This is a genomic window from Mucilaginibacter sp. NFX135 (assembly GCF_048565145.1).
Classification (GTDB): Bacteria; Bacteroidota; Bacteroidia; order Sphingobacteriales; family Sphingobacteriaceae; genus Mucilaginibacter.
Genome location: NZ_CP183412.1, coordinates 4,482,739 through 4,505,462, shown reverse-complemented (window position 1 = coordinate 4,505,462; position 22,724 = coordinate 4,482,739). Strand labels below are relative to the sequence as shown.

The following is a 22,724-nucleotide window of genomic DNA, read 5'->3' as shown; positions in this document are numbered from 1 at the left end:
AAAAAAAAGACTCACTGAAAACATTGTAATGATTTGATTTACAATATGTTTACCCACTAAACATCTTGACTTTTATTAGCTGCATTTCGATATTTATTCACTTTTAAAAACTATCGTTATGTTAGAAAAAAGTTTTGGACTATTGTTCTTCTTGAGAAAACCCAGGAATTACACAGACGGCCCCATGCCCCTTTACCTAAGAATCACGGTCGACGGTATCCCGAAAGAACTATCCGTCAAACGGTCGTGGCCTCCCTCCAGATGGGATGCCAAATCCAACCGCGCGTCTGGTACAAAAGAGGATGCCAAACAACTCAATCATTACCTGGACGTATTGCAAAACAAGGCCTACGATGTTCGGAAAGATTTAATTGACCGGGAAAAGTAATCACCTCAACCGCCATTGTTGACAGATTAAGCGGCGAAGAACAACGCAAAAGAACCCTGTTATTTCTGTTTAAAAAACATAATAAAGAGATGGGAGAAATGATAGGCAAAGGTGTGGCAAAAGGCACCTGGACCAATTTCAACACATCCTACAGGCATACAGCCGCCTTTCTGAAATCGGAATATCAGGCAGATGATATCAACATCCTGTCGCTTGACCTGGAATTTATTAAAAAATTATATCACTGGTACCGGACTGTAAAGAGCCTCAACCACAACTCAACGCTGAAAAACATCGCCAATATGAAGAAGATCGTTCTTGACTGCGTTGATAACGGCTGGCTGGTGAAAGACCCGTTCATCAAGTTTGAAGGTACACGGGACGAAACGGAAACGATCTACCTTACAAAAGAAGAATTGCAAGCGATAGCTAATAAAGAAATCGACAGTGAAAGGCTTTCTCGGGTGCGGGACTTATTTATTTTTTGTTGTTTAACGGGTTTGTCTTTTATTGACGTGAAACAGTTAAAAAGGTCTGAAATTAACTTTGATGTTCAGGGAGAACTGCGTATTTATAAAGGCCGCCAAAAAACCGGAACGCCATCCGTCATACCGCTTTTGCCATTAGCCAGAAAAATCCTAAACAAATACGCTAACGACCCCGATTGTATCGTAAAGGATTTGCTATTACCTGTTTTAACCAATCAAAAATACAATGCTTACCTGAAAGAGATCGGAACAATAGCCCATGTAGATAAAGCATTAAGCTCAAAGATAGCGCGTAACACCTTCGCCACCACAGTAACATTGGCAAACAATGTGCCGATGGAATCGATCAGCAAAATGATGGGTCATAAAAGCTTGAGGCAAACCCAACATTATGCGAAAGTTTTAGCAATAAAAGTTAGTGAAGACATGAATTTGTTAAAGCGCAGAATGGACAAGAAAAAATTCATTTCTGACCACCAGATCATTGAATTGCCTGTAGAAAAGGCCCTTAATAAAAAATAACACATGATCCCGGTAGTTGCTGTTTTTTCGTTCGCAACTACCGGTTCACTTGCGAACCGACGTGAAAAGCCCAAGCCACTTTTGCCTTATTATGGCAGTGGAGATTATAACGAAAGAGGACCTTCAGCTATTTAAAGCTGAATTGGTTTGCGAGATCAAACAGCTTCTTGCAAAGGACAACAGTAGGCAGGATGGAGAATGGCTAAGGAGCAGCCAGGTAATGAAAATGCTTCCAATGTCGGCGAATACCCTTCAGGCGTTACGGATCAGCGGTAAACTGAACTTTACGAAAGTGGGCGGCATCTTTTATTATAAGCGGGAAGATGTTCGGCGAATGTTGGAGGGCAACTTATGAAACGCGACCTGGAAAATATCACCGGCTTCTTCCGGCAGGTACAGTCCGACAAACGGTTAAGGCCCGTACACCTCAGCCTTTGTATGGCTTTATGCACTTGCTGGCAATCGGGTAATTATCAAATGCCTTTCAGGGTTACCCGGGAAGGTTTAATGGAGTTGGCGAGGATTGGTTCGACCGCCACCTATCATAAGTGTATCAAAGAGTTGTTGGGTTTCGGCTATATCGATTACAGACCCGACTATAACTATTACAAAGGCAGCCGGGTTTCACTAACATTAATCAAAGTTTAAACGAGACTTCAAAGGCGATATTCTGCAAGCGCCAGCTTGCAGCAAGATCACGGAAGACCACAGAAGCATACTAATCCACACCAACATAGGCATACTCCAGACCCAAGCGGAAGCCCAAAACGTGGAGATGCGGAGCCTCTAACTAATGATTAAATATGGAAAATAGAATTGGAGTAAAAATTACTGCAGGTAATCGGAAAGTGCTTTCCGTAACATTAAATGATATATTAAGTCTACTTAAAATTAGGAGCAATTTAAAATGGGCTATATTAGATATCTATGCAATAGGAGATCTTGGAGAAAATAAATCGATGCTTGCTTTTGAAGAAGAGGTTGGGAATTCAGAAAATGGCATCATCTTTGGATGGAATGATTTAATGGCGTTATCAAGTAAGCTAGAACAGATAATGGAAATTGTTCTGATAGGCAATGAGGATGTTAGTGCTCTGAAAAGATATTTAAGTAATAAAGAAATGTATAATAAATGCAAGTGTACTATTGAATTAATAGATTCCTCTTATTGGTTAATACATTCAACAGAGGATAAATTGATAAAGTATTTAAAGGAGAAACTTCCTGGAGGAGAGTACGTAAACGAGTGATAGCTCGCGGAATTTCCAGTCACAAAACAAAGCATGATTGGTCTACTGAAAGGTATTGCTCATTTGGAACATAGGCAGGTACATGGCCACCATAATGATGCCGACAATGAGGCCTAATACCAGGGTAAAGACAGGCTGCATGACGCTGTTGAGTGTGGCGGTTTTATATTCCACTTCCTTGAGGTACTGGTCAGACAAGCGCCCAAAGAAAACATCCAGTTTGTTGCCTTCCTCAGCGATCTTCAGCTGCATGATCAATTTGGCGGGGTAGATCTTAAATTCACGCAGGCTTTCGTGCAAGGAGCGGCCTCTCAGGATATCGTTTTCTACCTGCCCGAGTGACGATTCGATCGGATAGTAGCCGATCATCTTTTTGCTCAGTGTAATGGCTCTTAGTAAGGGAATGCGGGCGCTCAATAGCAGGCGCATGGAATTACAGAAGCGTGCCAGGTAAACTTTTTGTACCAGATTACCAATGACCGGTAAACGGAGGACCAGCGCGGCGGTGGTTTTCCGGAATCGTTCATGCTTGCGGAAGTACCAAAGCGATCCGCCGCAGATCATGGCCGTCAGCAGAAATGGCAAAAAATAGGCTTGCACCGCTTTGGACAAACCTATGATCTGCTGGGTGATCCAGGGGAGTTCCCCGCCAAACCGCAGGAAAACATCGCCGAACATGGGCACCACAAATTTGAGCATAAAGAATACAGCGCCGAAGGAAGTGCTCATGACAATACAGGGGTAGGTCAGCGCGGATATGACCTTGCGCCGCTGCTGTATTTTGTTCTGATAGAAGTTGGCCAGGTCTTCGAGCACCTCGGTCAGTTGGGCGGTTTCTTCACCGATCTCGAGACTGAAAACCTCATAGGCGGAAAATTTTCCGCTTTGCTGCAGCGCCTGGGAGAAAGGGGCGCCTTTCAGTACTTTGTCCTGGACGCTTTGAAATAGCTGTTTGTCTTTTTCGGTCTCTTGTCCGCTGGTGATCAGTTCGATACTGCTCTTCAGGTCGATACCTGCCCGGAGCAGGGAGCTCAGTTCCAGGTAAAGGGCCTCTTTTTTCTTATCGTTCAGTTCCTTGCTACCGAAACTGATATCTTTATTCATCAGGTCATGAAAGCTGTTTCTCCTGTTTGTGGGGGAGGAAGCGGTGTTTCTTTTGTGCTCGTACCTGCTGAGATCAATGGATGGCATCTGTACTGGGTTGAAAAAGGTTTTCGGAACTGTATAACTTATGGTAATGATACGGAATTTTTTGCTTTTGCAGGAGTACGGTCAATCGCAGATCGTCAATTTTATTATCTGGTCCGGTCGGGCTGCTGTCCGACCGGAGCTCTTCAAAGGCTGTGACCGGAACTGTACTTTGTACATAAAATGTATCAGTCAGTCCCCGGGTTCGGGTAATATAATCCGGCCGGAATTCATAGTCGGTAACCACACTGTCGGCGTGAAAGACCAGGTGCTGGTCTTCCAGGGTAATCAGTCTCGCCTGTATAAAGTCTTTTTTGAGAAGCTTATCCAGCTGCAACACCGTCATCATGTGCTTGTTTTTGGTGTTAAAGGATTGATAAGAACGGCTGATGAGCAGATAGGCTGAATAGGAAAATCCGATCAGGATAGCGGTAACGACCATCACCAGGATGGTTTCCATGATGGTGAAAGCCGGAAGTTTAATGAGCCTCATTTGCATTGCTGATGATTTGCTGTAATTGCGCTAACTGCTGGTGGTTTTCGCCGAATGCGGTCAGCTCAATTTGAATAAGTCCGGTCCCCGATCCGAACGGGCTAACCTTTTGCTCGATTTCGAACTCGTCGACCTGGATATACTGGTTATCTTTGCTGCTGTTTTTAGCGGTTTGATATAAGAGTTCCTGCAAAATGGCCTGTGCCCTGATTTTTCTGACAGAAAGGGATAAACGGGTAACATTGGTGTAGATCATCATCGCGATCCCGAAGACCAATACCATAATCACCATCGCGATGACCGCTTCCATTAGGCTGGAAGCGGATAACCTGCCTCGAAACTTGATTTTTATTTTAGCCATTGCAGTATGTGTTGGGTGGCGCCCGCGGAGGGGCTTAAGGGGCTGCTTAGATAATATCTGGACAAGGTGGTCAGATCGATGCGGGTATTGACCAGGTAGTTTTCGTAAAGAGTGATACTGCTTGCATAAAGAAAACGCGAGGTCATGACCCCGCCCTGAATATTTACCCCTTCCTTTAAAGAAAGAATGCCCTGTGAATATATTTGGCCGGAAACCATGGTGTTTTTGGCCAGGCTGATTATCGGTGGCAGTTTGCCGGTCTGTTTTTCATAAGTAAAGATCAGTCCTTCCACACTGCTGTGCCCACCCAGGCTGATTCTTCCGGGTAGGTCGGTGACGCCAGCCGTGCTTCGGAATAAGGCCAGGCAGGAGGGGTAAGTAAAATGGCAATTGCTGCCTACGCTGAGTGAGTCGGTCGCGTAAAGTTGACAATGACCATGAAAACCGCTTTTAACCTGAATGGATTTCGCCACAACGATGACATCTTGCAGGGAAACCGTACTGTCGATACTCAGCGTAGTATCCGAATATAAGATCAGATTTCCGCTAAAACTTGCGTTTTGCAGGGTGGTTAGATCATCCAGGCGGATCACCCGGGTGGGCAGCCGGAAAGACCGGGTGGTTCCCGCTGAAGGCGCCGGGCGTCGGCCTGTCTCTGAAGGTTGCCGGAAAAGACGCTTGATTAGTTCCAGCCGCGGACCGGCGAGTGGGGGCAGCTGCCGGTCACTGTCAAAGATATGTCCTTTTACCAGCTGTTTATCACCGGTGTAGGACTGATTATCCAGATACGCGGTTTTAACACCTGCTTTCGGAAGACGCGCGTCGCCGCGTATGCTTGTTTTTCCGCTGAGGGAGAGTGGCCGGTCTTCATCGATCAGGTAAACAGACGACCATTTGCTTGAATCGACTTGATTGGCAATACTGAAAACACGCCAAAGCGTATCCCGGTGGCTAAAGGTTTTGATGACACCGATGTCAAATATACCCCAGGGATACTTCTGAAGGATAATGGAATCTGTCGGGTTCCCGGACAGGGAAAGAGCCTGTGGTTCCCGGTAGCTGCTGTCACTATTGTTCAGCAGGATCTGAATGCCGGAATTGCAATTATTCATCAGGCGGTCATATTGAAAATGAAGCTGGTATTGCGCCCGGTAAAAATAAGCCGCGCTGATCAGCGCGGAACAAATGAGGCTTATAACCAACGCGATGATGATCACCATATACAGGGAAGACGCTTTGAGCATAGCTGAACGTTAAGCCGCAGGTTTCACCGCGGATGCTTTCTTTTTTTGGAACAGATGCAGCCGTTTCAGGATATTTCCTTTTCCCGGTGGCATGACCTTCCCCTTTTTATACCGCAGTGTTTTAATGGAGTCCGTTCCCATATGAAAGGTAACGGGGCCATCCAGCAGATCATGTTTGTAATACCCTGAGGTGCTGGCTTTGCCATCTGCGGTGTACCATTGAAAGGGTCCGTTTTGTTCACCGCGGACCCAGGTGACCAGACGGCTCATTTTTCCGGTCTCGTTCCATTCTTTCCAGATACCGTCCTTCAGTCCCTCCGCGAAGGTTCCCTGAGTCCGGAGATTTTTATTGAGAAAGTATTCTTCATAAACGCCGTGGAGCAGATGCCCGCTGTAACCACCCTGCGTTTGATGGATTCCGCCGCTTCCGTACCAATAATACAGTCGATCGGGATTGGCTTTTGGTGTGGCGGAAATGGCTAAGATCCCGGTGCGTACCATCCTGTCCGTATCGTTAATCCGGATCTGGCTGGTGCCATATCCGGGTATCTGCTGCGCCCGTCCTAAGGCAGAACATAAGAGTAGTAAAATGAGGAGGAGGTGTTTCATAATGCGGCCGGATTGATCTGTATAAATTTATGGTGCCCCTGATATTCGACGCTAACGGAATCACGGAGGTTCCGCAGCAGTTTGACCGCTCCCGAACGCTCACCTTCGGCGAGCATGACCGGTTTGCCGTTAACCATCATAATGGCGATCAGCTTTTTTGATCCGGGATTGCGGATAAAGCCCCGGTAGCTGATCATATCCCAGTTGATCAGGGGTTTGGCAGCGGGCCGGGAGACGTTGACACTCGAAAGTACCAGTTTTTTTACAGGTATACTGCCCGCCGTATCCCGGAGCTTGATCTGCCCGAAGGGATCCCGGTATCCGGTATGCAGATGCGCCGTGTCGCTCGTGAGCGCGCGATCATTATAGGTCTCACGGGGTTTTGCTTGTGGAGGAGGAAGGTCGCTGTCGCCATTCAGGGCGGCAACGACGCGGTAAATGATCGATCCCCAAATGATCACGACCAACAGTCCCAGCAGATAATTTATCTTTTTATTTTTCATCCCTGCTATTGTAGTGTGAAACTCCTGAGCTCGCTGGTTTTTCCTTCATTCCCGATCGCATCAAGGGCGCTGACCTGCCAGTAGATCCGCTCGCCGCTGTTACCGAGATTAAAGGAATAGCTGGTCGCGGTTAAGGACAAAGGAAAAGTGCTGCTATACAGGGTACTTTGGTCGCTTTTATATACATATAGTTTGTAACTCGCCGCTGAGTTCGTTTTATTCCAGGATAACGTGACCGGTTTGCTCAGGGTGGTATTGTCCTGGGGTTGGACAAGGGTAACCGTAGCCGGCGGGGTGGAGTCATAGCTCAGTTGGTTAATAACCGACCATTTAGACTGACTGGAATCGTTTTCCGCTCTGATACGCCACTGATAAACCTGGTCCCTGGGCAGCTGGAAGGAGAATTGCTGCGCCGGAGTTAACTGATCCTTGACCAGGACGCTTTCATCCGCAAAATTGTTGGTATCGATCTGCAGGTGATACCGGGTTGCCTTATACAGGCTGCCCCATTTGAAAATAACGGTGCTCTGGGTAGTCGCCGCGTTATTCGCAGGGGAGGACAGGACGGGTGTCTGGTTGGTTAGAGAGGATGCCAGGATGGTAAGGTTCCTGGGGTCGGTATATCCGGTCTGTGTGCTGCCGTTTTCCGCCCTGACCCGCCACTGGTAGGATCCGGGATCCAGGGTCTGTAAAAATTTAGTGCTATGGATCAGGGTGTCCAGCACCAGGCTGCCAATGGAGTCAAATTTAGGGGAGACGATTTGGAGACGGTAGGACGAAGCGTCTTCTACACCATCCCACCAGAACGTTACGCCGTAGCTCGTACTTTGATAATTATCGACAGGCGCGTTGAGCTTGACCGTCCTTTTACTGATAGATGGTTCAATAAACTCTTTGCAGGAAGGCAGGGTTTCCGTAAGTAAAAGCAGAAGGAATAAGCAAGTGGATAAGTATTTAAGTTTCATTCGCCGACGAATTATTAATCGCATTCAAAAATAATATATACATAGGTAATAAGCTAACGTTAAAAATGTTACCCGCAAAGGTCATTTGCTGATCTCCAACAAGATCTCCAGAACCGGTCCTGATACAGAAGCAACGTTCTTTCGGTCTGTTCGGTAGACGACAGACCGGGGAAGGCCAATACCTTTGGCGGATTCCAATGCATACAGGAAGCGGTTCAGTGAAAAAAAATCTCCGGCAAAACGAAGCTTTTGCAGGATGGCGCGGTCCGTATGAAAGATATCCTGCTCAGCGGGTACACCGGTTAACCGGACATGCTGTTTTTCCGCCAGTATGGCGATCTCACTCAGGGTGTTACTCCGAAATAAAGCGGTATCCGACCGGTAAAGCGCTAATGCCCGTTCCAGGTTCCTCGATTTACGCTCCATATAGCCAGGCTGATAACTCAGGTCATTGGTCGCGGCCAATTCCTGATTCAACTGGCGGTAAAAGTGCCACTCATCCAGGGTTTTGGAGAATGCCAACTGGTAAGAAATAAAAAATAAGAGCACGGCACCTGTATATACCAGGTAATCTTTTCGAAATGGCCAGTATTTCCACATATTAATACGTAATAATCAGGGTAAACACCCCGGTGTTTAATTCATTATTATAGTCATAACTCTCCAATTGCACATCTTTGACCCATTTGCGGCTTTTGATGCGGGCAAGCCATTCATTAACCGGAATGATCTGGGGACATATGCCTTTGACCACGATATGGCGGTCGGCAAAGTCGAGCGTGTGTTTGTCCTTGCTTTTTCGCTCATCAATGGGGTTGACAGCTACTTCCTGCCAGGTGATTTCCGGTGGCAACAGCGAGGCGATCTCATCTATCCGCACACTTTTTCGGCCGCCTTCATCCCAGCCCAGCTCGCGGAGCAGATGTTCTTTTTTGTTGATCTTGGTGATCATGCGCTGCCGCTGGTTGTTGTTTTGCGCGCTGCTGCTCACTTGACCCGAAAGGGTATCGTTAGCCCGTTGCAGCCAGGAAAAAGCCAGAAAATTACAAAGCAGTACGATAAAGAAGATCAGCAGGACAATAAAGGCTTTAACCCGGATCTTTTTCATTTCCACAGCCTGGTTAAAAGCGATATCCAGAACAGGGACTACCGCTCTGGTAGGATGAAGCCGCGTAGCCATTACCAATTGGAAAGCCGAAGCGTACGGTATGATCAGCCTTTGGTCGATGGGTTCGTTCTCTACCTTGAGGGGGAAAGCTGCCGGGGCAAGATCCGGCTCCTGGTACCGGACACCGGTCCAGTTCAGGGATACATCCCGTGAGATGGTATGCCCATTGAAAACTACCTCTTCATTATAAATGTTCAACTGCGGGAGGATATGCTGAACCGGAAAAGGGCCCAGGCTGAGCATCAGTACACGGAAGCCTTGTTTGGCCAGTAAACTCAGCCACTCGTCCGCTTCAGAACGCCGGATGATCGCGGCGAACGAACTGTCCGCGGAACGGAAATGCTGTACATAAAAATCGGTCAGCTCGGCCCGTGGCAGGAGCGCCGCGAACTCCTCCGGTCCGATATCATCCACGGCCGGCATTTGTTTGTACAAGACCCCTTTTCCGCAAAGATTCAGCGCTACCGGAAGTGTGGCGTCAAATCGTTTTCCAAGATCTTCCGTCTTACTGACCGCTGTGATCTTTTTCTCCAGATGGAGCTTGTTATTTTTGATCAGGACCTGGCAGCCGTCCAGTTGCAACTGCCCTTCGCGACCGATGGTGACATTGATCCCGGTTGACTGGGTGATGCTATAATAACTATCCAACAACGGCATGTTTAACGGATTATAGTGGACTTGATAAACAGTACGGTATATATTTTAGCGTTGGTCTTACTGCGGCTGCTAAACAGCCATTTGAGCACCGGTATCCGGGACAGTATGGGGATGCCCGAAGCGCTTTCGTCCGCTTCTGTACGTTCCAACCCTCCGAGTACGATGGTATCGTCGCTATGGACCCGCAGGCTGGTCTCGAATTTATTGTTGGACTGCGGTGGTGGTGAGCCGTCTGTGGGGATAGCGGTAAATTCGGAATTGTTTACCGTGATTCCCAGCGTGACCTGGTCATTCCCGGATACAATGGGCCTGATATTCACTGACAGGTCCGCGTTCACTTCCTGGAATACATTGGTAAAGATGGTCTGTGCGCTGGTGGTAAACGGAACGAGGTTCTGGGTGGTGTTTTTATAGTAACGTTTATTACCCATATCGAGTCTCGCAGAATGCCCGTTCAGGGTAGCCATTTTGGGGGTTGAGCGAATTTCTATATTATTTTTAGCCTCCAATGCATTCAGTGTCAGGTAAAAATTGGGGGTGACGTGACCGAGGTTGACGGAAGTAAACTTACTCATGCTACTTAAAAAATCATTGAGCGGTTTGGATCCGAAGGTGTAATTCAGGCCCGACAGTACCGTGCCGCCCGTTTTTACACTGTCGGAAACGCCCGCGGAGATCCCGGTCGATACCGTGCGTGTTTTTCGCACATCAACCATAATCACTTCAATGAGCACAACCGGTACCAGTTCATCCAGTTGCTTGATAAATGCCTCGACCTCATTGATCTGGGCAGCCGAACCGGATAACATGATGGTATTCTGGTCACGGAACTCCTTGATTTCCATACCCCGCTTCCAGTCATTCGGAATCATGGATACAACCGTGTCGATCGTTCGGTTTTGCAGCCGTACAGCTTTAAACGTACGTAAGCCCTCCAGTTTGCGGTCGCCGATCAGGTAAACGCCTTTTTCGGTATGGAAGGTGTACTCCGTACTCTTAAACAATAGATCAAGAAAAATATCATAATTCACGTCGCTGACATGCATGGTGATCACTCCTTTGATGTCTGAATACAGCGAATAGCTTTTACCCGTCTCCTGTGAGGCCTGTTTAACCAGGTCAAGGATCGGCGCGTTAATGGCATCGACTGAAATCAGCTTTTGCCCATTCTGTGAACGGACAAAAAGACCATTGGCTCCCGGTTGAGCCTGAAGGCCGGGGGGGCGGAAAGTCTTCCGGATATCGGTATGATGGTCGCCGTTGACATAAAGTTCCTCATTATCGCCTAACGGCTGAAACAGATAAAAGTTATCGGTGGTACGGACCATTTTGATCTCGTTGCCGTAAGCCAGTTTTTCCAGGGCGACCTCAAACGGCGCGTCCCGGATAAATGCGGTGACCCGTTTGTTTTGCAATGCGCCCGGTACGATGATATTTTTACCTGATACTTCGGTGATTTTTCGGGCCACAGCGGGTAAGCTGTCTCCTTCGAGCTCCAGGGAAAGCAGGTCACCGGCAGCCGCGTAACTTACCTTGATCTCTTTAGGCTTGGTTTGTGGTACAGGGTTTCGATAAAGGGTGATGTAAATGATCGACCCCACGATCGCGATATCCAGGTTGTACTTTTGTGCGAGCAGCAGCAGAATATTCTCTGCTGTAACGCCATTGAAGGTGTCGCTAATTACAAAATTTAAAGAAGGGTCTATGCTGATACTGAGGTCGTTGGATCTGGATAGCACACCCAGATACTGCTGTATGGATACGCCGGTCAACATGAGTTGGACTTTTTGGTTCAGGCCGGGTATCATAGCCGCGGCGTTGTCCAGTCGCTGTTGAATAGCTTGTATGTGGTCTCCCTGCTGCGCTTGCGCCCATAGCGCATGGGTGTTAAGGCTCAACAACAATGTCCATAAGGTTCGGGTAAATATTTTGTGCATAGAGGGAGTTAATAGTTAAATAACAACGGGTAAATTTCTTCCAGGGAGGTATCGCCCTGACTGAAAATATGAAATGCGTTTTCAGCCAGCGTTTGTATGCCTCTTTCTTTAAGCAGGTCCGCGATCTGCGAGTGTCCTGCTTTGATCAACTGTGCCAACTCCAGGTCAACAGGGATGACTTCATAAACGGCCTTCCTGCCTTTATAACCGGTATGATAGCAGCGTTCACAGCCTCCGGCCACATAATGCCGGTTAACTTCGTGATACGGCTTGAATTGGCTGGGGTAAAGCTTATGGCTAAAGTCCTGCTGTATCTTGCAATGCGGACACAGCAAGCGGATCAATCTTTGCGCGGCCGCTGTATTGAGCGTGTCGGCAACCTGGAATGCCGGAATACCCATGTCGACGAGGCGCGAAACGATACCCCAGGCGGAATTGGTATGGATGGTCGATAAAACGAGGTGGCCGGTTAGCGCGGCACGGATAGCCATACCGGCGGTTTCCGGGTCCCGGATCTCTCCAACCATGATCACATCCGGATCCTGCCGTAGAAATGTCCGGAGCGCGGCAGCGAAGGTCAGGCCTATGGACTCACGCAGCTGCACCTGGTTGACCCCTTCCAGTGTATATTCGACGGGATCTTCTATTGTCAGGATATTCCGGGTTTCTTTGTTCAATAATTTGAGGGTGGCATACAAGGTTGTGGTCTTACCCGAACCCGTCGGACCACTGATCAGCAGCAAGCCATTCGGTCTTTTAGCGCCTTGCAGGTAATTGGCCAGGTCGGTCCCGGAAAAACCCAGGCTATCCAGTTCGATGCCTGTGGCATCGTTGTTCAGCAGCCTTAAGACCACTTTTTCCCCGTAAAGCGTCGGCAGGACCGATACCCGTATATCAAACTGGTATTGCTGGTAGCTGAAATTGATCCTCCCGTCCTGCGGAAGTCTTTTTTCGGCGATATCAAGTTCGGCTTTGATCTTGATCTTGTTGATCAGGGCCGGGTAGTCGTCATTTTTCAAAAGGTGACGTTCCACCATATTACCGTCGATACGGATCCTGACACGGCATTTTTTTTCATACCGCTCGATGTGGATGTCGCTGCTTTTCAGGTTTTTGGCTTCCCGGATCAGTTGGATCAGAAAGTCCTCCGCGTTCTGGTTAACCGACACCTGGACCGCGGCGCCAGCCCCCTGCAGATAGTACTGGGAAAGTAGCCTGCTTACCACCTCCGGTGTGACCGGGAACAGGCGGATCTCCAGCCCGGAAACAATCTCCAATTCCGCTTGAAGAGCGTTCTTATCCGCCTGTTCATCGCAATAAAGCTCCAAAAGACCGGCGTCCGCCAGTTTGGGCAATACGCGATAATGCCAGGCCTGCTCGCCGGAAAGCATGTGCAGATGGGCGGTCTGCAGCACAATTGCCTCTGCTAGTTTTGCATCCATGGCGTATAAAATTGCAGTAGCCAGTTATCATTAGTACTACCCTGATGAAAGAACCACCAGTCACAGGATAAAAAAAGCATGAGGAACAGCGCCTGTAGCCCGGCCAGGGGTATTTGCTTGTTTTTGTTTATCGTCGACCAAGCCGCCTGGACTAAAGCGATACAGAACAGGCTGGTTACGAAAAAAAAGTAAAAGTTCAGCACGGACAGGCTACAGGCTAGTACTAAAAAAAACAATATATCTCCGCTGCCGAGGTACTGTTTGGTAATATTGACCAGGCGACGGGATTTGATCCATATGTATAAGGTAAGGAGTAACAGTATCATGAGCAGCAGGCCGATATTGCTCAGGAGCTGCGGCCAGACATCCGCGAAAGTCTCGCCAGATATCCATCGCAACAAAGCCATCCCGCCCAATAAGAATGGAAAAATTATCCAGGAAACCGCACGGTACCGAAGGTCCTGTATCCACACGAGGCCCAATAATAACAACACCAGAATTTGTAGGTAAAACTGCACCTTAGTCCTTCGTAACTTCTTTCAATATCTTGTTCTCGTCGATTTCCCAGACGTCGAAGACGCCGTTGCCATTAAAATCAACCACCGAGGTGGCACGTGCTTTAAATTCGGTATTGCTCGCGCTGGTGATCTCGATCCGGTAATTGGCACGGGCATCTTTACTATCGGTAACCAGCTTTTCCTGGACAAATCCCAACTCATCCAAATCAGTCGTATATCTGGAGTATTCGTAGAAATAACTTTTTTCCAATGTTTGCAGGTGTTCCAATTGGAGTTTGGCCTCGGTCGATTTCGCCCGGGTCACCACGGTCAACAGGTAAGGCAATGCCAGAAATGCCAGTATGCCGATAATGATGAGCACGACCAGAATCTCTGAAAGGGTGTAGGCTTTTAAACGTTTGTTTAATTTAGGTTTAAGGTACTTCACAAAATTATCCCGATGACTTAATGTCCACTAAGATATGTAATAATATAATATATTCAATGCAAAAAAATATTTATTACAAACAATAATTCCCATTGTTTGTATGGTGCGGGGCTTTAGGACTAAAAGAAACCAGGTTTCGGTGAAACGAAACGGATGATATGATGTCCGCTCAATGCTACTGAAAACAGATTGTACATAGCATTGCCAGGAGGCATATTTTTAGCTTCATTTTTTAAAATTTAATCGTAAAATAATTTGGTTAACCCGTTCAACTAGGTCAGAATCAATGGTCAGGTAACAGGGACTTCTCCCGCATACTAGGTACCTCCAGGAGATAAGGTATCTGCACTTCGGCAAAATAAGCAGTGCTCCATCTTTGTGTTTTGCAGGGTTTGGATTGCTCCTACCAGATCGATCAGCTGATCAAATAAAAGAGCGATCTCCTCTTCGTTGACAGTCAGGGACAATGGCCCTTTTTCATCATTAACCGCAAAACCGCGAAAACTTTCCCAAAGCTGTGCCTGCACAGTTTCCTGATCATAAAGCTTGTAAAAAAACCTGATGATTTGATCGAGGGTACGTGTGGCAAAATCCCACAGATTGAAAACGGTTCCCATTTTCTTTTATAAATACCGTTAACATAATTCATTTTACCTTATTGAAATTAAAAGACGCACCCACACAGTTTAACTATTAACCGATTATGCAGGTGCGCACGCAAACCATTATGTGGGAGATTTGATAATATTTTTGAACCTGTTCTTAGGAAATGGAGCGATTTGGAAAAAATGCAAGCAGCAATCAGCACGAACATCTTGTACAGAAGACGTGAGAAACTCCACCATTTTAAATAGTAAGAGGTCGTGCTTATGCCACTAAAGAAATTATTTGAATCAACCATCTGACATTATTTAGGTTTCTCACGCCTACCTAACTTGATGATATAACAAATATAAATATTTTTTTGATAAGTATGGTTGAGAGTAAACAGGCTTTTAAAGTTAAATTGGGAAAACGCATTGCTCAAATCCGAATTGAGCAAGGGTTAACTCAAGAAAAACTCGGGGCTCTTTATTTAGCCAAAAGTCAAGATAAACAAACTATAAGCAGACTTGAGACTGAAGGTGCAAATCCAACTGCATATAATTTGGTACAACTTGCAGCTGCCCTAAATGTGTCACTCGATGAACTTGTTGATTTCACTAAATTAGAAGTTTAGAGGTTATCCTAACGAAGAAATTTTTTCCAAACAAAGTTTTATGACAACTTCCTCTAATTGTTTCACCTTTCCGATTAAGGCTTTAACATCTTGTTTGTTAACCGAATAATCAGACTGGTACCGGGAGTTTAAATAACCCAATTTCAACAAATTAAATAACCGATGTTGCTTGATTTTATCAAATGCGAACTTATTAGTATCGTATAATAAAATACCTTCATTAATTATTTCTGTAAAAAAATATTGTCCTTGAGAAAGTCCTACATTTACATATTCTATATCATGAACCAATGAACTCACGTCACCTTTGATATCATAAAAGTAGCTTTCAATTTGATGAGAAACTTCATTTTCTTTTCTTCCGTCCTTTTTTATGATTACTAAGAAATCGTAATCACTTTCATAACTAAAAACAACACCTTTTTCTTCATATTCGTCCGTAACCCAATCCTCTCGGGCGTGGCTTCCAAAAAGAACCACTTTCTCAGAAGCTGTTTAAAAACGGTTCAACATAATTCTTATGGCGGATAAATGCACAATAGCTACACTTGTGGAGTTGAATCGCTCATAATTTTTAGCTGTTCTTCGATTTGTATCTATCCAGGCAAATGTTCGCTCTACAATCCATCGTTTTGGAAGCACTTTAAAGATGTGTAATTCACTTCTTTTAATTACCTCAAAAACTATTTTGAACATCTTCTTTACTTTATCAATTAATGCACCCCGGTAACCATTATCAGCAAATATTTTGATGACCCCGTTCCATGTTTCACATAGCTTGGAGATCACCTCCGTCGCTCCGTCCCTGTCCTGTACTGAAGCACCTTGAATAACGACTGCCAGAATCATCCCAAGTGTATCCACTATAATGTGGCGTTTGATCCCTTTTATTCTTTTTCCTGCATCAAATCCTCTGCTTTCACTGCCTACAAGCGTTGATTTGACGGATTGGGCATCAATTATGCCTACCCTCGGCTGTTCTTTTTTGCCTTGTTTTACCCTCGTCTTTTGAACCAGGCTTTCCTGAATTACTTCAAAAAACTCCTGCCTTTTCCAGGTGTTAAAGTAATAATATACCAGTTGCCAGGGTGCGAAATCTTTCGGAAGCATCCGCCATTGGCAGCCCGTTTTTACTATGTATAAGATCGCGTTTACAATTTCACGCAAGTCATATTTCCGGCTGCGTTGTGAATCGAAATATTTTGATATAACTTGCCATTGGCCATCGCTTAAATTGCTCGGATAATTTGTCATACTAATTGAGTTTGTCGTTATTCACAATTAGTAATTATTCGACCATTTGGCGATGGCTTTTTTATCCACTTCTTAACACATACTCTTTTATTTCATTCGTTTTTAAACAGCTTCTTAGAATAATAAAATTTGCAACAAAACATTTTCTTGTTTTTGTTATTTTCTTTAAATGCCATAAGAGTGAGAAAGCAAAGACCGTGCTTTATTCATTTCTACCAATGAATTAAATTATGTGCCAAGTAAATAGTCAACATAGCTACCTGCATAAAGGCTTAGCGGATCTGCCCGGGGAGATATGGAAGGATATTCCTGGTTTTGAAGGATCATATTAGGCTTCCAATTACGGAAGGGTCAAATCATTAGATCGTATCGTTCCCCATCCGCGTTTGAAACAGCAGTTTGTAAAAGACCGGATATTATCCCAGTCGGTTTCTAAAAACAAAAACATCAAAACCGGAGAACCGATGATTGACTTAAGGGTTTCCTTAAGTATCGAAGGACTACCGCATTATTTAATACCAGACGGCTCATTTATAAAACGTTTATAGATCCCCGTTTAAGTTATGAGAAAGATGGGCTTTATGTGATCAACGTCGATAACGACGGTTATAATAACCGGCCTGAAAATTTAAAACTTTGTACTAAAAGTGAAAAGCAAAAACGGGCCGTTAAAAGAGATCGCGTTATACCTTATTTGAAAACTGCTGATCGTTCGAACTGGCCGAAAATCTACGGGGGTTATTCCAGGATAAACCGGTTGCGCAATACGACCTAAATGGAAATTTAATTCATAAATATTCAAGTGTCAGAGAAGCCTCCCGACAGGTAAAGCTCGATGACAAAGCTATTATTGGTGTAGCCAAGGGGCTTTACAAACAATGGAATGGCTTTATTTGGAGGTATATTTAAGTAAATCCAATATTAACCTAAACCTAAGCTAGTTTCATTAAACTCCAGTTCATTTTCATAGACCTTAAAATATGAGGCTCCAATATAGTGCCTTTCAGTTTTTGCCTCTATCTCAAATAAGCAATTCTCCTTATGCCCTAAAGATGAATTAACAGAATCGTAGCTGATTAAATTGATGTCTTTGTCTGCTATTTTGATCGAGATACCCCACAATGAAGTGAATAATTGAATAAACTTCGCCCCGAAAAAAATAACATCAATATTCTTCTTGTTATTATCATCCTTGCTGGATCTTAAAAGTAATTGGCCATGACTTATTAAAAAATCAAACACCGTAAAATATCTTTCTGATTTGAAAATTTCCTTATTCATAAGTATTATTTTAAAGCCAGACCTAATATTTTTTTTAGCAAAGTAAAAAAACTATGCTAAATCTCAAGCTGTTGTTTAACCGCAGGTAATAAGAACAATTCTCCGTTTTTGTATAGTTCTTTAATTCCTTTAATCGTCAAAGCTTTTTCTGTAAAAGGCATTATAAATTCGTTAAATAATTCACTTAGTTTTTCTATTAGCTGGTCTATTTCCATTGAGGTATCGAGGTCAAAAATATTTCTAAATTTATTTGGTTGCCTTAAAAAGATGTTTCCTGTTTCTTTTTTTACTAAATCTTTATTTTTAGAGTAATTATTACCAAATAGTCCTTGCACAAATATTTTTATATTTAGCTCAAAGTAATTTCCATAATTAGATTTTTGTAAGTCAAGTACGGCAATACATTCATGGCTTTCCTTAAACCAGCCAGTAAACGCCTTCTCAAATAAATAGTTTTTTGCTACCTTACCGAAGGTGCTTTTAAATTCTTTTGCATCCATACTTCGTTTCGTTATTAATAAGTTTGTAAAACCGTATTCCACTTTATACCTTCAAATTCTGGTAATGTTTGCAGTTCCTTCATATAAATTTCAAGTTGTTTCATGCCAAGTTGTGTCGCTCTAGTGTTATTAGGTTTTAGTTCGTAAATTATGGAATTCTCATTTGACCTAATCAAAAGTAAAAACAGTCTAAATTAACAGCTTCAAAACCATCTACATTAAGTTATTGTGTTTTCATTAATTATTATTCAAGCTGTTGCAATTTATTTTTTGCATTGTTGACCCTTCTCCGTAATTCTTTCTCGTCTATATTATATTTATCATCAACCTCATAAAGATCATCTGATGCATATTCATCTATATCAAGAAATAGCGTATCCAAAATTTGTGCAACTTCCATATCGAATGATCCAGACATCCAATAATTATCATTTCGTCTAATGCTTAAAAACTGACTTTCAAATGTAGCTGCATCGATCTCTTTGTCGATAAACCTGGAAATTAACTTAATATATATATCCAGATGGTGTTTGTCTTTTGTTTTCATATTATTACCATAAAAAGCCTCTTGTCATAATTGATACAACTTGTTCAGGGCTTAGTTTTGCTCCACTTATAAACTGCCCTGATCGGGTTGCGATAACATTTAACCCTGTCTGTGGGTTTAAATAAAAGTCAACTAAATTGCTGGCGTTTCGATATGCTCCTTGAAATATCTGAGTTCCCTCTGCATTTATATGTTGATTAATTGCAGCACTAAATTCTCCCGCTGCAGATTTATTATAATTTCCAGTTACGCCAAAATCAATAGCATGCTTAAATTTGGCTTGAAGGGATTTGGATGTAAAATTCAAAACACTACTACTTTCAGCCGACTGTGAAGTTACCCCTTCTAAACGTGAAGCTAACCCTTCTAAAAAAGTTGCTCTCCGTGCAACTCCATTCACCAGAAAATTACCGGCTGTTTCAACTGCGCCTATGGCACCACTTATTATCATAACAGTGCCCTCAGCAGCGTATTCAGCCATTCTTAACTTTCCCCAATTCATCCTAATCCCGTCCTGGAAGGCTTGGTATGTTTGCAGATAGGGCGTTTTTTGTGCCCTATTCATCTGAATAGACCAATCCCCGTCTGCCCACAAATACACATAATAACCCTCTACTGACCAGTATTCACCTGATTTGCCAATATAAGTTTTGTCGCCTTTTACATCCGCCGCACTATGCACATTTTTGTCATTTTTAACTTTATGAGTCTTATTATCTTCTACCCAATCAGTAAAATTTTTGACGGCATTTTGAATCGCAACACGCTTATCCGACTCTGCAAAATTATCCTGTGCCAGTAAATCCGAGGATGTCGCTCCACCATCAGTCGCAGACATACCATCCGGGTCGATTAATCTTATCGGGTTATTAACAACATAATTATAAGGAGACCATCTTCTGCTGGTCTCGGCTAAAGGATCAATGGTTGCCCAACGGCCGATGGCGGGATCGTAGAACCTGGCACCGTAATCGTATTGCCCCAAATCCTGCTGGAATTCTTTTCCGTTGTATTTGTATTTATTATCAGGACTTGGGCTTAAATTCTGACTATAACTGATCTGTCTTCCAAAGGGATAAAAATCGTTCGTTTGCGTGATCTCGTCTGCGGTAAGTACGCCATTATTGTTTTTGTCACCGAACATCGCTCTCACATTCCCCAAATGGTCGGTAACCGCGTATTCCAATATATATCCACCCGACGAGGGCAATGCTCTTCCTTCAAGCGTTTTAACAAATTCAATAGTATTACCGTTATACTCGATACCGTCATCATAAAATCTATCCTCTGCTGTAGTGCCTCCCGTAGTGGTTATGCGTTCTAATTTTCTTCCTGAGGCGTCGTAGCGATAGCTGAGTGTTTTGCTTCCGTTTCCGATGGTTATGGTAGCGGGAAAATTTAGCTCGTTATAGGTAATGGGGCTTATAGTTTTGCGAGTATCACTTATGAGGTTACCATTCGTGTCATAGTTATAGCTGGATGTAAGCCCTTCCGTTCCGGCATCAGTCACAGACCACAACTTATTGCTGCGAACGCCGGCATTTGTATAACCATAGACTAAATTATTGAGCGTAACTGATGCGCCATTTTTACGAATAAGGCTTACAATATTACCTAATTCGTCATAAGCCATCGTTTCGTTATAAGAAGAATTATTTGCCGTTGTTTGCGCCACATAAGAGGCGTTGGTTAGCCGGTTCAGGGCGTCATAAGTAAGCAGGTACCCTTTGTATTCCTGGGGCAATGTTATGGCAGATGGAAGTTTCGTCTGCCATTTGATATTACTGATATTGCCATTGTATTGTGGGCTACCGCCAAGACCATTGGTAATTTGGTCATAGTCCAGGCTCTCTGCAAAAACATCAAGTTGCGTTGGGTAAACTTCGTCGGTATAACTCGCACTTGCCGGGTTATTAATACGGGTCAGCCAGCCACGTGAATTATATCGATAGTCAATATGTTGCAGAAAACTTGAGCTGGCTGGTATACCAGTTAATGTGCTATGCAAATGTTTGGTTTGTAATTGACCGGTTTCATTATAATCATTTTTCGAAAAACTGATCACGGCACCGGTTACCGAAGGCGTAATAAACTGCTGCCGGTTAAGTAATATTCTACTCATGTGATCATACACCGGCATACTGATAATAGTTAGCTGTGGGGTGGATGCCGCTGGAAGATAGTGTTTCCGGGCAATCTGAGTCGGAACGGACTGAAAACTATATTGTGTTTCTTCTGTATCATATTTGTTATAAGCGGTGGTCGAACCTTGATAATGCTGGCTGGTTACTTTAACCGGACGACCAAATTGATCATAATGCGTTACTGTAAATAAATAAGATGATGTGCCTAATACATTTACTAAGGATGCCGTCACCATTCCCCTTGGTGATTTTAACAAAGAGTCTACATTTGCAGGGGCTGCGAACACAGAGACACCAGGGTTGACCGAAGTATTATTGAGAATATCATAACTATCATAGTAAGTAACGGTAAGCACTTTGTTACCTGCACCCGTGCTGATATCAGGGTAACTCACATGGGAGTATCCATAAAAGCTAGTTGCGTTAGAAAATGTTTCCCAAAGATTAGTGGTATAACCATCGGCTATACCCTGTAAAGTAGCCCTTGTAGAGGCGGATGCATATTCCCCAGTTAATACCACCCGGCCCAAAGCATCATATTTATTGACCATCCAGATGCCTTTGGCCCGCTGATTAACATCCTGTGTAAGGATAGGTTGATCCATAGTATTATAAACCACGTATTGCCAATCCTGCCCTGGTAATTTCTTTTCTATGGGTCTGTTCAGATCATCGTAATGATAGGCATAAAAATAATTCAAGAATATGGCAGTGCTCTCCGTAAAATTCGTCGGCATAGCCACCGCTGGGTTAGATCCTGATGCAGAAGGTAAGGGCGGAATAACGTAACGTAATTGCCCCAGATCATCATAAACATAATCTGTGGTCAGGAATGTACCTGCACCAGATTGCACTTTTTTGCAGACCAATCTTTTTTCCAGATCGTGATATTGAATGCTTATATTTCCATTTTCATCTATAGCGGTTGTTTCAGATAAGGCGCCTGGCTGGTATGATCCGGAATAAGAAGCTCCACCACCTGAATTTACAATCCATAGTTTTATAGCATCGGCCAAAGTATTTACCGTAAAAGCGTAGGTAGCCGTATGTCCCCCGCCTATTTTCCACGATAGCCCGGGCGCGCCTTGTTCGAGAGGACGGCTAAGTGGGGAAGCTTCCATTCTGGTTTCCGAATAGGCTATTTGTGTAGCGCTCGGTATACTTACCACTCCTGATGGAGGTGTATTATAGAAAGCCGCCTGAGCGCCGGTTAGTGCGTCGCTACGGTAGGCTCCGGGAATTCCGGTGGCTGGGACATAAGGCAGATATTTTTTAATTTCTCTTCCATAGGCATCATAAGCTATCGGGGTGACCATATCATTTCCTAATGGAGACGCCTTAACCAAAATATTTTGAAAAGTTCTGCCCAACCCATCAAAGTACTCCAAACTTACCTGCATCTTCGACTTATCATTGGATGCCGTTTTTAACGTTAGTTCATCCTGAAACCCACCTATTCTCGGAATATAATTAATGGTATAATTTTGGTTCAGACTTGGTGTAGCCGGTAATTCAATCAACTGAATCGAAGCGCTAAAGGGCCCGGTAGATGAAAACCCTGGAGCTAGTGTTATACTGACAGGATCAGTATAATTTCCCGTTGTTCCCGGACTAGATAA

Annotated in this window: 28 protein-coding genes and 1 pseudogene; 8 read left to right on the top strand and 21 right to left on the bottom strand. The window is 44.2% G+C overall.

Translation table 11 applies throughout. The features are described from left to right. Positions 1-118: 118 nt before the first annotated feature. From ACNURT_RS18700 to ACNURT_RS18680, 5 genes are all read left to right on the top strand, one after another. Positions 119-388: an Arm DNA-binding domain-containing protein gene (locus tag ACNURT_RS18700; RefSeq protein WP_419699015.1), complete on the top strand. Its 270-nt coding sequence runs from the start codon at positions 119-121 to the stop codon at positions 386-388. Positions 389-477: 89 nt separating this feature from the next. Next, complete coding sequence (locus ACNURT_RS18695) at positions 478-1,398, top strand: tyrosine-type recombinase/integrase (protein WP_419699014.1); 921 nt, start codon at positions 478-480, stop codon at positions 1,396-1,398. A gap of 91 nt (positions 1,399-1,489) precedes the next feature. Then, positions 1,490-1,753: a helix-turn-helix domain-containing protein gene (locus ACNURT_RS18690; protein ID WP_419699013.1), complete on the top strand. Its 264-nt coding sequence runs from the start codon at positions 1,490-1,492 to the stop codon at positions 1,751-1,753. Continuing rightward, positions 1,750-2,046, top strand: a complete 297-nt coding sequence (locus ACNURT_RS18685; protein ID WP_419699012.1) for a hypothetical protein — start codon at positions 1,750-1,752, stop codon at positions 2,044-2,046. Before ACNURT_RS18690 ends, ACNURT_RS18685 begins: the two co-directional genes overlap by 4 nt. 155 nt (positions 2,047-2,201) lie before the next feature. Further along, positions 2,202-2,648 carry a hypothetical protein gene (locus tag ACNURT_RS18680; protein ID WP_419699011.1) on the top strand — a complete coding sequence of 149 codons (447 nt, stop codon included), beginning with the start codon at positions 2,202-2,204 and terminating at the stop codon, positions 2,646-2,648. A 42-nt stretch (positions 2,649-2,690) separates the two neighbouring features. On the opposite strand, the gene ACNURT_RS18675 is transcribed toward ACNURT_RS18680, so the two are convergent. The 14 genes from ACNURT_RS18675 to ACNURT_RS18610 all read right to left on the bottom strand — a co-directional run bounded on the left by ACNURT_RS18675 (position 2,691) and on the right by ACNURT_RS18610 (position 14,777). Further along, the gene (locus tag ACNURT_RS18675) at positions 2,691-3,839 is read right to left on the bottom strand and encodes a type II secretion system F family protein (protein WP_419699010.1); all 1,149 of its coding nucleotides are present in this window, start codon (positions 3,837-3,839) and stop codon (positions 2,691-2,693) included. Beyond that, positions 3,826-4,329, bottom strand: coding sequence for a hypothetical protein (locus tag ACNURT_RS18670; RefSeq protein ID WP_419699009.1), 504 nt, complete (start codon positions 4,327-4,329; stop codon positions 3,826-3,828). The genes ACNURT_RS18675 and ACNURT_RS18670 overlap by 14 nt, the downstream gene beginning before the upstream one ends. Beyond that, the gene (locus ACNURT_RS18665) at positions 4,316-4,690 is read right to left on the bottom strand and encodes a hypothetical protein (RefSeq protein WP_419699008.1); all 375 of its coding nucleotides are present in this window, start codon (positions 4,688-4,690) and stop codon (positions 4,316-4,318) included. The genes ACNURT_RS18670 and ACNURT_RS18665 overlap by 14 nt, the downstream gene beginning before the upstream one ends. Further along, positions 4,678-5,934, bottom strand: a complete 1,257-nt coding sequence (locus tag ACNURT_RS18660) for a hypothetical protein (RefSeq protein WP_419699007.1) — start codon at positions 5,932-5,934, stop codon at positions 4,678-4,680. The genes ACNURT_RS18665 and ACNURT_RS18660 overlap by 13 nt, the downstream gene beginning before the upstream one ends. Positions 5,935-5,943: 9 nt before the next feature. Beyond that, on the bottom strand, positions 5,944-6,543 hold the full coding sequence (locus ACNURT_RS18655; RefSeq protein ID WP_419699006.1) for a toxin-antitoxin system YwqK family antitoxin: 600 nt from the start codon (positions 6,541-6,543) through the stop codon (positions 5,944-5,946). After that, positions 6,540-7,046: a hypothetical protein gene (locus ACNURT_RS18650; protein ID WP_419699005.1), complete on the bottom strand. Its 507-nt coding sequence runs from the start codon at positions 7,044-7,046 to the stop codon at positions 6,540-6,542. Before ACNURT_RS18650 ends, ACNURT_RS18655 begins: the two co-directional genes overlap by 4 nt. 5 nt (positions 7,047-7,051) lie before the next feature. After that, positions 7,052-8,011 carry a hypothetical protein gene (locus ACNURT_RS18645; protein ID WP_419699004.1) on the bottom strand — a complete coding sequence of 320 codons (960 nt, stop codon included), beginning with the start codon at positions 8,009-8,011 and terminating at the stop codon, positions 7,052-7,054. Positions 8,012-8,092: 81 nt separating this feature from the next. Then, the gene (locus ACNURT_RS18640; RefSeq protein ID WP_419699003.1) at positions 8,093-8,611 is read right to left on the bottom strand and encodes a hypothetical protein; all 519 of its coding nucleotides are present in this window, start codon (positions 8,609-8,611) and stop codon (positions 8,093-8,095) included. 1 nt (position 8,612) lies between these two features. After that, entirely contained in the window at positions 8,613-9,836 is a 1,224-nt protein-coding gene (locus ACNURT_RS18635) for a hypothetical protein (RefSeq protein ID WP_419699002.1), read from the bottom strand. A 2-nt stretch (positions 9,837-9,838) separates the two neighbouring features. Then, complete coding sequence (locus ACNURT_RS18630) at positions 9,839-11,773, bottom strand: type II secretion system protein GspD (RefSeq protein WP_419699001.1); 1,935 nt, start codon at positions 11,771-11,773, stop codon at positions 9,839-9,841. An 8-nt stretch (positions 11,774-11,781) separates the two neighbouring features. Next, on the bottom strand, positions 11,782-13,128 hold the full coding sequence (locus ACNURT_RS18625; protein WP_419699000.1) for a GspE/PulE family protein: 1,347 nt from the start codon (positions 13,126-13,128) through the stop codon (positions 11,782-11,784). A 71-nt stretch (positions 13,129-13,199) separates the two neighbouring features. Next, positions 13,200-13,733, bottom strand: coding sequence for a hypothetical protein (locus ACNURT_RS18620; RefSeq protein ID WP_419698999.1), 534 nt, complete (start codon positions 13,731-13,733; stop codon positions 13,200-13,202). A 1-nt stretch (position 13,734) separates the two neighbouring features. Further along, complete coding sequence (locus ACNURT_RS18615) at positions 13,735-14,160, bottom strand: prepilin-type N-terminal cleavage/methylation domain-containing protein (protein ID WP_419698998.1); 426 nt, start codon at positions 14,158-14,160, stop codon at positions 13,735-13,737. Between the two features lie 317 nt (positions 14,161-14,477). Continuing rightward, positions 14,478-14,777, bottom strand: a complete 300-nt coding sequence (locus tag ACNURT_RS18610; protein WP_419698997.1) for a hypothetical protein — start codon at positions 14,775-14,777, stop codon at positions 14,478-14,480. A gap of 356 nt (positions 14,778-15,133) precedes the next feature. On the opposite strand from ACNURT_RS18610, the gene ACNURT_RS18605 reads away from it, so the two are divergent. Beyond that, a complete protein-coding gene (locus tag ACNURT_RS18605) occupies positions 15,134-15,379 on the top strand; it encodes a helix-turn-helix domain-containing protein (RefSeq protein ID WP_419698996.1) in 246 nt (81 codons plus the stop codon). 3 nt (positions 15,380-15,382) lie between these two features. Here the strand turns inward: ACNURT_RS18605 and ACNURT_RS18600 are convergent, their stop codons facing one another. Both ACNURT_RS18600 and ACNURT_RS18595 read right to left on the bottom strand, forming a co-directional pair. Next, positions 15,383-15,859: a hypothetical protein gene (locus ACNURT_RS18600; RefSeq protein ID WP_419698995.1), complete on the bottom strand. Its 477-nt coding sequence runs from the start codon at positions 15,857-15,859 to the stop codon at positions 15,383-15,385. A gap of 15 nt (positions 15,860-15,874) precedes the next feature. Further along, positions 15,875-16,633 (bottom strand): IS5 family transposase, encoded by a 759-nt coding sequence (locus ACNURT_RS18595; RefSeq protein ID WP_419698994.1) that lies wholly within the window; start codon positions 16,631-16,633, stop codon positions 15,875-15,877. A gap of 347 nt (positions 16,634-16,980) precedes the next feature. Here ACNURT_RS18595 and ACNURT_RS18590 point away from each other — a divergent pair. Together ACNURT_RS18590 and ACNURT_RS18585 are read left to right on the top strand one after the other, a co-directional pair. Beyond that, a pseudogene (locus ACNURT_RS18590) lies at positions 16,981-17,181 on the top strand (hypothetical protein); the annotation flags it as partial. A 169-nt stretch (positions 17,182-17,350) separates the two neighbouring features. After that, entirely contained in the window at positions 17,351-17,542 is a 192-nt protein-coding gene (locus tag ACNURT_RS18585) for an NUMOD1 domain-containing DNA-binding protein (RefSeq protein WP_419702134.1), read from the top strand. Between the two features lie 12 nt (positions 17,543-17,554). Here ACNURT_RS18585 and ACNURT_RS18580 read toward each other — a convergent pair whose 3' ends face one another. The 5 genes from ACNURT_RS18580 to ACNURT_RS18560 all read right to left on the bottom strand — a co-directional run bounded on the left by ACNURT_RS18580 (position 17,555) and on the right by ACNURT_RS18560 (position 22,625). Further along, the gene (locus ACNURT_RS18580) at positions 17,555-17,914 is read right to left on the bottom strand and encodes a hypothetical protein (RefSeq protein WP_419698993.1); all 360 of its coding nucleotides are present in this window, start codon (positions 17,912-17,914) and stop codon (positions 17,555-17,557) included. A 56-nt stretch (positions 17,915-17,970) separates the two neighbouring features. Then, the gene (locus tag ACNURT_RS18575) at positions 17,971-18,414 is read right to left on the bottom strand and encodes a DUF4304 domain-containing protein (RefSeq protein WP_419698992.1); all 444 of its coding nucleotides are present in this window, start codon (positions 18,412-18,414) and stop codon (positions 17,971-17,973) included. A gap of 14 nt (positions 18,415-18,428) precedes the next feature. Then, positions 18,429-18,590 carry a hypothetical protein gene (locus ACNURT_RS18570; protein WP_419698991.1) on the bottom strand — a complete coding sequence of 54 codons (162 nt, stop codon included), beginning with the start codon at positions 18,588-18,590 and terminating at the stop codon, positions 18,429-18,431. 68 nt (positions 18,591-18,658) lie between these two features. Continuing rightward, a complete protein-coding gene (locus ACNURT_RS18565) occupies positions 18,659-18,961 on the bottom strand; it encodes a colicin immunity domain-containing protein (protein WP_419698990.1) in 303 nt (100 codons plus the stop codon). Positions 18,962-18,965: 4 nt separating this feature from the next. Further along, a complete protein-coding gene (locus tag ACNURT_RS18560; protein WP_419698989.1) occupies positions 18,966-22,625 on the bottom strand; it encodes a DUF6443 domain-containing protein in 3,660 nt (1,219 codons plus the stop codon). Positions 22,626-22,724 lie beyond the last annotated feature (99 nt).